This is a genomic window from Nostoc sp. UCD121 (assembly GCF_014222285.1).
Taxonomy (GTDB): Bacteria; Cyanobacteriota; Cyanobacteriia; order Cyanobacteriales; family Nostocaceae; genus Nostoc.
Window position 1 is genome coordinate 62454 of the sequence record NZ_JACKZS010000013.1, and the last position, 12892, is coordinate 75345.

Consider the following 12892-nt stretch of genomic DNA (forward strand, 5'->3'; position numbering starts at 1 on the left):
TCATTTTGTTCCTATTAACAGTGTGACAAAGGTTTTGTTATGAAATTGGGTTTGGCCTCCACCCACTAAAGGAGCAATTTCACCATAAGCATAGAAACCACAACAGGGTAATGCCTTTGGTAAATGAGTTTTAACAAGCTGATATTCTTCTCTAGTCAGAGTTCCCAGAATTCGCCGACGGGCTGCACAGGAAATCAGCAACGCTGCTGTTGGCTCAACACCAGGATAATCGGCAAGAGCATTTTTCAAAGATGTCTCAGAGGCTAACAAAATATTGTCACGAGTTGCATCGGTGATTTGTACAACGGCCTGTTCAGGAATATCTAAAAAAAACTTCACGCTACCAGACTGTTGATCGTAGCCATTGGGTGCGCGTAAATAGAAATGATTTTGATCCTCAAAAACTGCCAGGGCATGGATTGCATAATTGGATGCAAATCTTTCTTCACCGAGATAATGCTGATAGAAATCTAAGGCACGCTGTCCATCAATTTCATAGACGACGTTTCCATCCACTTTAGTTACACGGCTACGTTGACTAATGGGAGTCCAACCACAGGCAACTCCGTGAGAAAATAGTAGTTTTCCAGAGAATAGCAGCACTGGAATTGAATCACTCAATACCTCACCTTGGAAGAATTGGTAGGTTTTGTCAAAGGTATAGTCATCGGCAGTCATTCCCCCAATGATGGGAATATGCTCTCCGAGGCTTTGTTTTAAAGCTTCTAAAATTAAAACCCCATTGCTGGTTAGACTATCTGGGAAAGTAAGGCACAATTGTGGTACAGATGCACTCTTTGCCTTAGCTTGGGCGATCGCTTCTTGGGCTGCAAGGGCTGGATTTTTGGATGCTCCTCGGCCAATACCTGAGTGAATTTCCACTTCATCGCTAGCAAACAGCATTAAGGTCAGAGAATCTTGTTGAAACTCTAGAATTGAAGAGATTTCTCCATTTGTCGTTCCACCAATCAACTCAATTCCGGGAAAAGCATTCTGGATGCATTGCAAAATTAACGCATGGTCAAAATCTATAGCAGTGAATAAAATTCCAGCTTGAGGAAGGCAGGCTGCAAGAGAACGGCTACATTCTTGAAGAACTTCTGCGATCGCATTTTGAGAATCAGGATCGTCGCTATGGCCAACAACAACTCGAAACACAACTACCTCATTGTAAGTTTTAATCCCAGGTAGCTGATCCAATTTGGATCTCAGCACCCAGCAATCTACACTTAGATTTCCCACTTACTTGAACTAAATCTCAATTCACCTGATTTTTTATCGAAACAGAATTCAGGAGTCAGAATTTAGTAAGACTTACACACACTCGACGAATTCTTGGCATCTTTCTCTACGAGACGCTACACGTAACGTCTCGCAGAAAGGTATTGATTCTGACTCCTGAGTTCTTCTTCAATTCATCTGCAATAAGTTTTCGCCACGTTGGTAAATTTCCCGTGCGTGATCAGTCCAAGCACCTTGTCCCCAATAACGAAAACAACTGGTTTGCAGCAACAGGTTATGTAGAAGAACGTTACGATAGTGAGATTGTCTGGTAACAGGTTCTGCTGAATTAAGTTGCTCTAATTGATCAAATTTTTGATGGAATGAACTACTTAATTGATACATAGGAGACAACACATTTTCATATCCTTTGACCCAACTGATATGATTTGTCCATGAGGCTCCATCTAGATGAAAATTAGAGTTTATTTGCTTTAATCCTTGAATCGCATTTTCTACAGCTTCGGGTTGGCAATTATCTGGTGAAACTCTCTCCCAAATCTGATGTTGTCCCACTGGCTGACAAGTTGGATAGTCTTCAGGTTTGCATCCAGCAGCTTCGATAAATTCTAAATATTCTGTACCACACATTCCAACAACACCTGATTTTCCTCCGCCATTATTGACCATATCCCGCCAAGCTTGTTTAAACGCGCTCGGAAATTCATTCATCATCACACCGCCATTTTCACCATCTCCAATTTGGCTAACTATTGGTGGAACAAAAACACTACCAATTTGTTGTTTAGATAATGTTTTCGCTTCATAATAAGGCTGCATCTGAGCAACTAATTTAGTATCCGAACCTTGAGTTTTAATTAAAGCTGTGATGCTAATTGTTTCGCCTTGAGAATTACGGGCAATTAGACGATGTGGTAAATGTTTATAAGTGAGAGATTGGCCAGTAAGAGTTTCTACAGAATGTTCTTGAACGAGTAGCCAGCGATATCCACATTCTTTCAGCGCTTTCACAAATTCAAAGAGAGCATCAGGGTGATTTGGGAGGTGCATTTCTGGGGGCGAAAATCCTTTGACTCGCGCTAGTGCTTCCCAGCCAAAAATTGCTGCAAAGTGATGTTGCCATGCAATGATATGCAATTTAATATCTGCTATGGGTGTGGAAGGAATAACTGCATGACCCCACATTGTACCCAGCCATTCTACATAAGGTTGGTAGGTGCGATCGCAAGTGATCCGTTTGAGGTTATCGAGAACATCACCGCGTCCCATTTGCCGCAATCCCCACAAAAGATTACCTGAGTAATCCAACATCACACGGGGATTGCAACCTTGACTGACAAGTTCGGGGATCAAATCTCCCATGCGGCTGTAACAATATGCAAAAGGATCTGCATTGTGGTTATCCCCCTCGTTGGGATGTTCAAACATATATTGCAGATTGCTGATCAGTGTACCGCCATTTCCAGCAGGTATAGTTGGCTGGTGCATGTGTAAGGCGATCGCAAACACAGCATTTACGTCTTCTAGGCAGATATTTGTTGTTGGTAAAAATACTGGCTGATCGTGGTTAACTACAGAGAGAACCTCTGTTTCCCAACCAGAAATATTCGGCAAGCCATCAATGATTTCGGGCAAACTGCTGAGAGTAGTAGGGAAGGAAAGCATTTCTGGTTGCTCCAATATGAGTTATATCTAGAAAACTTGCGTTTGTATTTAATAATACTTAACTCAGCGTATATACAATGAATACTCCAAGTCACGCTATTCTCAACTTGCTGATTTTCAATCAACAATTGCGAACTCAGGCAAGTCCGGCAATTATCATCGGCGCAGTCTTACCAGATATTCCCATCTTTGTGTTCTACTTTTTAATGAAGTTTGTTTACCATCTGCCGACCCGCCAGATTTGGTCAGAAGTTTATTATCAACCTTTTTGGCAAGCTATGGTCAGTACGTTTCATTCAATTCCACTAGCGCTGCTGGGAATATTGATTGCCCATATCTGGAGTTGGCAGTTGATTAAAGTTGGCTTCGTCAGTATGGTGCTACATTCTCTTTTAGATTTACCAGTCCATAACAACGACGCTCACCGACACTTTTTTCCCTTTAGTAATTACCGTTTTATCAGCCCTGTTTCTTATTGGGACTCAAATCATTATGGCTCAATCGCAGCTTTGCTAGAAACCCTCTTAGTTCTAGGGGCAACTATTTATCTATTTCCTTCCACACGAACCTACTGGGGTAAAGGACTGCTAATTGCAGTCAATCTGTTTTATACGATCGGGTATTTCCGTTTTTACCTTTTAGCTAAAGGCAATTGACCCCAGTAGGGTAAGCGATGCACTAAAAAATTTAGGATTTATGTGCAGACACGCGAGAAATCATGTTCTTGACAAGAACAAATCACCGAAACGATGGATTCTGGTTAAAAAATTCAGTTTCGGGATCAGCTTGTTGAGTCTTTCAGCAGGCTGTTGTTTTCTTGGCGCTGGTGGAGTTGCGATTCGTAAAATTAGCTCTAATAACCAAGGGGCAAGGCGTTGACACAATACGGCTAAATGACTCTGCCAGCCGACTAAAATTTCTGGTGAATCATTTTGCATTCCGGTGACGAGTGCTTTAGCCACTTCCTGGGGAGTCATGGGGATCACCCAGCGAAATAATTTTAAGTCGCGCACCATGTCTGTGTCTGTCAGGGTAGGCAGTAATGCAATCACTCGGATATTGTGTTCAGCTAGTTCTTGGCGCAAAGCTTGGGTAAATCCTAAGATGGCAAACTTAGTAGCTGAGTAAGTCGCCATTGTTGGTGCTGCCACCTTCCCCATCAGACTCGATACATTAACGATTGTCCCTTGCCTTTGGCTGACCATACGTCGGGCAATCAAACTAGTGAGGTTGTACATCCCTAACAAGTTCACAGAGAGTTCTTCTTGAACTTGAGGCATCTTAGATTGCAAAAACGAGCTTTGGTATGCGACACCCGCACAATTAACCAGCAGGTGAATCTGTCCGAAATTGCGCCACAGTTGGGCAACAGCGATATTTACTTCAATTGTCTGCGTCAAATCTAATGGCACGATCGCAGTTTGTGTTCCCATCGCCTCTATTTCGTTAGCTACCTCAACTAACTTTTGGCGATCGCGTGCTACTAATATCAGTCGCTTAATGCCGACTTGCGCTAGCTCAAGAGCGATCGCTCGTCCAATCCCACGCGAAGCCCCTGTAATCAGAGCAACTTTACCTTGAATCTCCATTGGTTTTATCCTCCAAAATCTAAGTCTTACCAACCTCTTGGTTATTGCCGATATACACAATCAAGAGTTACTTGCTTGTCGGCATCAAGTAAGACAAATAATCTATTGCAATTGAAATCAAACTGAAATTAAGCCTTTGGCAACGAGATATTTCTTGGTTAATCTGCAATCCCTCATAATTGTCTATACGAGGCAGAAATTTCTTGTTTTTAACCCGTCAAAGCCTAACACACTTGGCTGAATGGCTATAGCTCATAGATTTTATTTCTCCTAGATCAGAGCGTTCATCAGCATCGTTGTCATACACACGTTAGCAATTAAATCAAGGTATTGCAATATTCTTTAATAAGGATTTCTTAATTCTTCTTAACGACAAGCATATATATATAAAATATTTTATTAAATAAGTTTTTATAAATCCCTCAGTAGAAATATCTCACTTTCCTGACAAATAGGCTTTTTTTAGGCAATTGTTATATCTAATTCATCTGTTAGGAACAAAAAAGACATATAGAATTTGAGTTTATGCTTGCAATAGTTAGAGTTACTGATTAACGCGCAGATTTCTATCAGCATATTTACTGATTTATTGAAAATAAAGGCTTCTGAGGTTGTATTTATTTAAATAATACAAGAGCGCTAATACATCATTTTTAATGCAAATTACAACAGCGTTTTATCTGCTGAAACTTTAATGTAAATAGTAATTTCTTTGGGTTTAGCTTTGAGTTTATCAAAGTAATCTTTGAGACTTGTAGTGTTGTTAATTTAAACCATTCCTGAATAACAAGATCCCCGGCTTCTGGCATAAGGTGGGGATCTTGCTGTAAGTTCTAATATTCTGTCTTCCACTTCACCTACGTATATTTACGTAATCGTCTTTTCACGATGCTCCCAGTCATAAGCTAATCGTCATTTAAATTGCATCATTTTTATGGTATTACAAGCTGTAAACCCTCTCCCTTGCTCCCTGCCCCCCTGCGATCTCAATGTGCAAATTAAAGACTTAACAGCTTAACTAACGCGGGGTAGGTTGAGGATTTGATAGTTTGGCTGACTGGGGAATTGACGCACTCCAGATTTGATTAAATTGAGCTATCGATAACGACTGTAAAATACTGAGATTAAGCGGCTCTTTACTGATAAATGTGGCATAAGATGGCTGCAAATATGAACGGTATTCAGGGCGGTTGAGGAGATGGGTTTCCATAAAAGCGACGCTGAGGGCATTGAGATAGGAATAAACAGCATCACGATCGGGGCCCAGTAAGGCAGGTGGCACAGGTAAGATATCATTTTCAGGAGTAGGTTCTGCGATCGCTGAAAAGTGGGTGGCGTTTTCAATCAAAACCAGGTACTTATTGGGATCAGAAAGCCATGTGAAGGGGCGAATTTGCTCAAATACAGGTGGGGCGAAAATATCTTGACTACCTGCTACCAGCATTACAGGCATTTTAATTTGACTGATTCCGCTCTCACCCAAAACTAAGCTGTCAATCGGATTAATCGCCATGATTGCCTTGATGCGATCGTCTTTGAGTTGATAATTTTTTTGGGGTAACTTAGTTGCTTCACACTGCAACAACAGCGACAAATTAAAGGATGAATAATTGGGATTACATTCTTGGCGCAGTTGCTCAAAGTTAATCGTTGCTCCTGCTAGAGTCAAAACGGTATAACCACCAAAAGACTGGCCAATCGCCCCAACTTGCTGAAAATTGAGTTTTCCGTAGAGAGTGGGATCAGATTTTTCTAGACGCTGGAGTTCATCGAGAAGATACTTGATATCCAAAGATCGGTTGATAAATTCCTCTGGTTCTGGTGGACTTGCCAAACCCGCAAAGTATTGCTGAAAACGTTTGGCATTACTACCAGGGTGTTCTAGTACAGCAACAGCAAAACGGTATGATGCTAGATGTTCAGCCAGGTAGACAAAGGTGGAGCGGTCTGAAGCAAGACCATGAGAAATGACAATCAGGGGAAAGGGAGGAGACGGAGAATTCTGATCTGTGGGTTCTGAGTTTTGAGTTGTAGGTAAATAGATATCTACCGGTAGACGGCGTGAGCGAGAAATGTCATTTAACTCCAGGCTTTTTTTCTGCCAACGGAATTTTCCTGGCGATCGCAAATCTGGTTGTTTTGAGAAGTCAACAGTTGAATTGGCTGCTTGAGCGATCGCTTCTTTTTGAAGAGAAGCTACAACTTCATCCTTTTTCTTGAGCAATTGTGACAAGTCATCAACTATCCTTAACCCTTCTGTGAAATTCACCCGCATAGTATTGCTAGGAAATTTCCGCAGCAAATTCACCACCGTTAAACCCTCGTGATCGGCAGCAGCCAAAATCAAAGAAGCACGTATGGCATAGAAGCCATTCTGTCGAGACTCAGTGAGGAGTAATTTTCCTAGTTGTTGCACTACTTCCTCGCCGATGGGTGAGTAAGTGACTTGAGATACTAAAGTAGGAGTGATATTGAACCTTTGCTGGAGCAGATCCCGCAGTTGAGCGAGTTGTTGAGGAGTAGCACGGCTAGCATAAAATGAAAAATCTTTATCGATTTTCCCAACTTTCGCAAAAGTTTCTAGCGAGTCCACCGACAACGAGAATTCGCCGAAGGGTGGATAAAAAAAGCTAATGCGTTCAGCCGCCAATCCGGGAGTAGAAGTCAAAAAGGTAGATAGCAAACCTAAACCCAGGTATCTCAGAAATTTTTTCATTAGAAAAACCCACTGTCTAACCCTGCCAAACAAGTTTGGACAGGATATATTCCCTAGAATTATCCAATTTTAGTATAGACAGTTACATTAAGAAACTTCTTGCCTGCGTAGACGTACTCTTGCCGACTTCTCGAAAACATGAAGCTTCACTATGTTAAATTCAAGGTACAACTCCTGTGGATGAGGAATCAGGTAATGGCGGCTTCTGTAGAACATGGCTTAAATAATAACGCTTCCATCCCTCCCTTAGAAAGTGGCGATCGCTTAACCTGCCACAAATTTGAGCGTTATTATACAGCAATGCCTAATAAAAAGTAAGATATTTCCAGGTTTGTGGTTAACTCTTAACTCACTAAACCTCATCTATGTTGAAATCTAGAGTTTTTTAAAAGATATATATATTGATGTAGGTTGGGTGAGGAGTGAAATGCAACTCAACATTACTACCTTATTTATGTTGGGTTACGCTAACGCTGCACCCAACCTACAAAACTACGGTTCTCAAGGTAGACGAGGTTTAATTACAGGGGATATGACGAAATTTTTAGCAGTGCTGAAACAAGGGTTAAATTCACAAGAACACGCGAAGTTTGTGAGTGTTTAGCTTAGAAACGCTACAAACACGTATTAAATGATACAAAAACTTATAAAGATAAAATATTAAAAAATATCTAGTGTATTTGGGTACAATTACTAAATTGTGACTCATTCATATTAGTAAATGCATTGGTATCAATAAAAATAATTATCAAAATCGTAAACAGTCAAGAAACTAACTACTGAAGCTGATCCCAAGAGTTTACATTCATGATGTTTGTACTGACTACAAATCTCAAATTTTAGTTTTCGTCTCAATTCAATATAAAATCTAAAACTTAAAATCCAAAATCAACATGGCAAACCTAACTCCTAATTCTAGTTTTAGTTTGACACTGCGCTTGCAGATTCCCAATCGTGTAGGGATGTTAGCGTCAGTAACCCAGGCGATCGCAAGCACTGGCGGTAATCTCGGTCAAATTGATTTAATCGAGCAAACCCGCAAAGAGTCCACCCGCGATATTACCGTTGATGCTGCTAGTACCGAACATGCTGAAACCATTGTGCAAGCAGTGAAAGCATTACCAGATATCAAGTTACTCAGTGTCTACGATCGCACCTTTAATTTGCATCGCGGTGGCAAAATCAGCATTACTAGCAGAATTCCCTTGAAGAGTGTATCCGATTTGGCAATGGCTTACACGCCTGGTGTCGGTCGAATTTGTACAGCGATCGCTCAAGATCCAGAGGAAGTTTACAAGTTAACCATCAAACAAAACACTGTTGCTATTGTTACCGATGGTAGTGCCGTTTTGGGATTAGGGAATCTCGGCCCAGCTGCTGCTCTGCCAGTCATGGAAGGCAAGGCAATGCTATTCAAGGAATTTGCGGGGCTAGATGCTTTTCCCATCTGTCTGGCAACCCAAGATACAGAAGAGATTATCCAGACAGTGAAGAATATCGCGCCAGTTTTTGGGGGTGTGAATTTAGAAGATATCGCTGCACCTCGCTGCTTTGAAATTGAAAAGAGATTGCGCGATGAGTTAGATATCCCCGTTTTTCATGACGATCAGCATGGTACGGCCATTGTCACCTTAGCAGCGTTATTTAACTCTCTAAAACTCGTAAATAAGGCAATGGCAGAAATCCGCATCGTGATTAACGGTGCTGGGGCGGCGGGAGTAGCGATCGCGCGGTTACTCCGTAAAGCTGGGGCAGAAAAAATCTGGATGTGCGATTCTAAGGGGATTATCTCTACCAGTCGTGCCGATTTGACAGAAGAAAAACTCGAATTTGCCGTGAAAGCTCAAGGTACACTAGCGGGTGCAATGCAAGGGGCAGATGTATTTATTGGTGTCAGCGCACCGGGAGTTTTGACACCAGAGATGGTGCATTCAATGGCGAAAGATCCAATTGTGTTTGCAATGGCAAATCCCATTCCAGAGATTCAGCCAGAATTAATTAGTCAAGATGTTGCTGTTATCGCCACCGGTCGCAGTGATTACCCCAATCAAATCAATAACGTCCTAGCTTTTCCTGGGGTATTCCGTGGTGCTTTAGATTGTCGGGCAAAGACAATTACCACCACAATGTATTTAGAAGCCGCAAGTGCGATCGCTTCTTTAGTCAAGCCTTCAGATTTGGCTCGGGAACATATTATTCCTTCAGTCTTTGATGAGCGAGTCGTCAATGCTGTTGCTGCTGCTGTGCAACAAGCAGCGCGTCAAGAAGGTATCGCTCAGAATTAATTAAATTAATGACTCTTATGGGATGGGTGTCTCGCCCGTCCCCCAAAATATCCTGACTATAAGAAAATTGCCAAAACTAGCAAACCATTTTGGGTACTCTAGATCATTTTATGATTTCGGTTGTACAGCTTGCCTAACAACTTCTTCATCCAAACCTAACGCTTGGGCTATCTGTTCAATACTCAATCCTAACGCCCATAGCTGAGGTATTGTTTCTAGCTTGCCTTCTAGTTTCCCTTCTAGCTTTCCTTCTAACTTGCCTTCTTCTTTACCTTCTTCTTTACCCTCTTCAAAAACTTCTTGGTAAAATTTAGTTTGCTTTAACTCACTTAATCCAAACATTTTTCCCATCTCCTCCCGGCTCAAGCGCGGCAATTTGTAAATTAGTATCGTTTCTATTAATTGTATAATTTCCCTCTGCTGGGCGGTATTGAGAATTTCTTTTCGGGCGCTGTTGACAATCTCTATAGCTTTCGTTGTTGCAATTAATTCTGGTTCGATGATTAGTTTGACTGTCTCAATCCCGATTGATGATGTGGGAATTGAGCTTAACTCGTTTAGGTAAACGCAAGTAACTCGTTGTGAGTTCAGTAATTCTGCATATCTCTCTGTATCTCCAGTATCAACGCTGCGATTGGGGAAGATGACGACACCCCGCCAGTTGTTAGTTAATTCAGTTTTGTCGAGATAATTAAAGATTTCGGCGAATAAACGGGAATAAATTTTTTTATCGAGTTGAAATTGCACCTCCGCAAAATAAATCGGTAACTCTGGAGTATCAGGTAAAAATACGCCATCAATTCTAAATGCCAGTTGTTTGACTTCAACTGATGAAAATTGGTAAGCACTGGCTAGTGACGGGGGTTGGTTAATGAGTTCAAAGAAGGTGCTGGGTAAGCTTTGAAAGATGCGATAAAATATACTGTCTGTTTTCAAGGCAGATGGTTTTGCAGTTTATAAGCATATTTTACAGTTTAGCAATAGCTCATCATGGATATGTCAGATTGAGGACTGGCGAAACACTCGTCCCCATTTGGTGATTGGATTATATAAATAAAGCAACATCATCTAAAACACCACCATTTGTCAACTGTTTGCAATGAAATACCAAGCTGGGGACGAGTTTTTACAACAACTGCCGCTAATTTTGGCGGGGCCAATCCTAAAACATACTGAACCAGAGTCAGTAACGGTATGGGTGGCTCTAAAACAGTCTTGTAAGGTAGAACTTAAGGTTTATGAAACAACAAATGATGGTGAAACGCTAGGAAATTGCTTATTAGAGGGAGAACGCTCTAGCTTTGCTCTGGGTAAGTATCTTCATGTAGTTGCAATAACGGCTCGATCCCCGGTTGGATATCGCCTAACTAGCGATCGCCTCTATGCTTACGATCTCCAGCTTACTGCTGCTGACCAAACTCGGCAAATGCAACAAGCATTATGTTCAAACTCTTCTCCTACAGTCAGCATCAGCTACTTCGCTCATCAAAAACCGACCTTTGTTTTGCCGCCAAACCGTCTTCAAGATTTGCAAATTGCCCATGCTTCCTGCCGTAAACCTCATGGTCATGGGTTTGATGCACTGCCGATTCTTGATAGTTTGATTGAGGCTTCAGCGAATCAACCCCAACATCGCCCTCACCAGCTATTCCTTACCGGAGATCAGATTTACGGAGATGATGTAGCAGATCCGTCGTTGTGGGTTGCCACTACTCTTGGTGATGCCCTTTTGGGTTGGGAAGAAAAACTTCCTATGAATGGAGTTTATTGCACTCCCCAGCAGCTACCCCCTGGAGAGCGGGCTGATGTTGCGACAAATCAAGCTGGTTTGACCGCAGGATTACATAATAAATCGGAGAAAGTTAACAGTCATCTTTTCAGCCTAGGTGAATATTACGCTACTTATTTACTAGCTTGGTCGCCAGTGTGCTGGCCAGCCGCATTTCCTCAAGGACACCAAGTAACGCGCGATCGCCATGCTATCAAAGACTGGAACCAAGCAGTTTGGCATTTGCGCCAATTCATTTATACCCTCTGGAAAGTGCGTCGCGCCCTTGCTAATATTCCCACTTACACCATCTTTGATGACCATGATGTAAGTGATGACTGGAACTTAAATCAAGCTTGGTGTTTGCGGGTGCTGGGTCGTCCCTTGGGGCGAAGAATAGTCCAAAATGCCTTGTTAGCCTACACGGTATTTCAAGGATGGGGCAATACACCAGGGCAATTTACAGAAGGTAAATCCGGTGAAAAGCTGTTGGTGGCTGCACAAGCTTGGTCAGCTTCTCAAGGGAAGGATGCAAAGGCTGATGATGTGATCGCTCGTTATGTCGGTATGCCAGCCAACGATCCTGCCACAGGTTTACCAATTTTAGTCCGAGACGGTTCGGTATTTATTTTGGATCGCGATCCTGAAGCACTCACTTGGCACTATATAGTCAGAAGCGATTGCCATGAAGTAATTGTGCTGGATACACGCACTTGGCGAGGTTATCCAGCCGATCAAAAACCAATTGCACCACCGATGCTATTGTGTCCAAAAGCCTTTGAGCAACAATTAGTTTTACCTTTACAACAAGTAGCGGAACAAACTCAGATTCAAAATACATTTGTGATTGCGCCCACTAATGTATTTGGTCTACAAGTAATTGATTGGATTCATCATTGGCATTTACAACGCGAGAAAGTTTTTTCAACTGATGTTGGAGATGCTTGGAACATTAATGTGGAAGCACTGGCGAAATTCCTCACTACCTTGTTTGAAGAACGTCAACAAGTCATTATTCTATCTGGAGATATCCACTACAGTTCTGTTGCTCACTTGTCTTATGCACGCACCCATTCCAAATTGCAATCTGTATTGGTGCAGTTAACCGCTAGTGCATTGAAGAATGAAGAGATTTTGACGCGGCTGATTCATACACGATTGAAAGATTGGCTACTACCCGAAAAGGTGCGACATTGGATTGGGTGGAGTAACCCACCCAATATGGTAGAAGTTTCTGCGAAACAATTACACCATAATCGCCAGATGTTAACTAACTCTGACTGGCATTGTGTGCTGGAATGGATACCTCGAAACACTTTTCAGACTTCTACCTGCACAGCAGATATATTATCTTTGATAGCTCCCTGGAAACGAGCAGAAAATGCTAAGTGGAAATGGTTACAACCTCTGATGTTTTGGAAATTTCGTTGGTTTCAGGAAGGGCGAGAAGTAGTTGGATTGAATAATTTAGGGCTGGTTCACTTTGAGTTCACAGACGCGAGCAATTCTGACAAAGTTATTCAAGATTTGTACTGGTTTTCTTCTTGGTATCCAACCCAAGTTGTTTACAGCCGTTTTGAGAGCGAGTTAACGCCTAATCAGTCATTGTTACGATAACCAAAGGGGC

10 protein-coding genes are annotated in these 12892 nt (G+C 41.9%); 5 read left to right on the top strand and 5 right to left on the bottom strand.

The annotated features are described in order from the left end of the window. Window positions 1–1158 (bottom strand): FIST N-terminal domain-containing protein, encoded by a 1158-nt coding sequence (locus tag GNF10_RS04945; RefSeq protein ID WP_185581052.1) that lies wholly within the window; start codon window positions 1156–1158, stop codon window positions 1–3. Between the two features lie 252 nt (window positions 1159–1410). Then, complete coding sequence (locus GNF10_RS04950; RefSeq protein ID WP_185581047.1) at window positions 1411–2907, bottom strand: glycosyl hydrolase family 57; 1497 nt, start codon at window positions 2905–2907, stop codon at window positions 1411–1413. Between the two features lie 77 nt (window positions 2908–2984). Here GNF10_RS04950 and GNF10_RS04955 point away from each other — a divergent pair, with 77 nt between their 5' ends. Continuing rightward, the gene (locus tag GNF10_RS04955) at window positions 2985–3563 is read left to right on the top strand and encodes a hypothetical protein (protein ID WP_185581048.1); all 579 of its coding nucleotides are present in this window, start codon (window positions 2985–2987) and stop codon (window positions 3561–3563) included. A 60-nt stretch (window positions 3564–3623) separates the two neighbouring features. Here GNF10_RS04955 and GNF10_RS04960 read toward each other — a convergent pair whose 3' ends face one another. Further along, complete coding sequence (locus GNF10_RS04960; RefSeq protein ID WP_185581049.1) at window positions 3624–4496, bottom strand: SDR family oxidoreductase; 873 nt, start codon at window positions 4494–4496, stop codon at window positions 3624–3626. 1018 nt (window positions 4497–5514) lie between these two features. Continuing rightward, window positions 5515–7212, bottom strand: a complete 1698-nt coding sequence (locus GNF10_RS04965) for an alpha/beta hydrolase (protein ID WP_185581393.1) — start codon at window positions 7210–7212, stop codon at window positions 5515–5517. A 138-nt stretch (window positions 7213–7350) separates the two neighbouring features. On the opposite strand from GNF10_RS04965, the gene GNF10_RS04970 reads away from it, so the two are divergent. The 3 genes from GNF10_RS04970 to GNF10_RS04980 all read left to right on the top strand — a co-directional run bounded on the left by GNF10_RS04970 (window position 7351) and on the right by GNF10_RS04980 (window position 9497). Next, window positions 7351–7530 (top strand): hypothetical protein, encoded by a 180-nt coding sequence (locus tag GNF10_RS04970; protein WP_260445969.1) that lies wholly within the window; start codon window positions 7351–7353, stop codon window positions 7528–7530. Window positions 7531–7639: 109 nt separating this feature from the next. Beyond that, the gene (locus GNF10_RS38360) at window positions 7640–7816 is read left to right on the top strand and encodes a hypothetical protein (protein ID WP_260446277.1); all 177 of its coding nucleotides are present in this window, start codon (window positions 7640–7642) and stop codon (window positions 7814–7816) included. Between the two features lie 289 nt (window positions 7817–8105). After that, window positions 8106–9497: a malic enzyme-like NAD(P)-binding protein gene (locus GNF10_RS04980; protein WP_185586270.1), complete on the top strand. Its 1392-nt coding sequence runs from the start codon at window positions 8106–8108 to the stop codon at window positions 9495–9497. Between the two features lie 108 nt (window positions 9498–9605). Here GNF10_RS04980 and GNF10_RS04985 read toward each other — a convergent pair whose 3' ends face one another. Further along, window positions 9606–10433: an Rpn family recombination-promoting nuclease/putative transposase gene (locus GNF10_RS04985; RefSeq protein ID WP_185586271.1), complete on the bottom strand. Its 828-nt coding sequence runs from the start codon at window positions 10431–10433 to the stop codon at window positions 9606–9608. A gap of 163 nt (window positions 10434–10596) precedes the next feature. On the opposite strand from GNF10_RS04985, the gene GNF10_RS04990 reads away from it, so the two are divergent. Beyond that, window positions 10597–12882 (top strand): PhoD-like phosphatase, encoded by a 2286-nt coding sequence (locus GNF10_RS04990; RefSeq protein ID WP_185586272.1) that lies wholly within the window; start codon window positions 10597–10599, stop codon window positions 12880–12882. The last annotated feature ends 10 nt before the right edge of the window (window positions 12883–12892 follow it).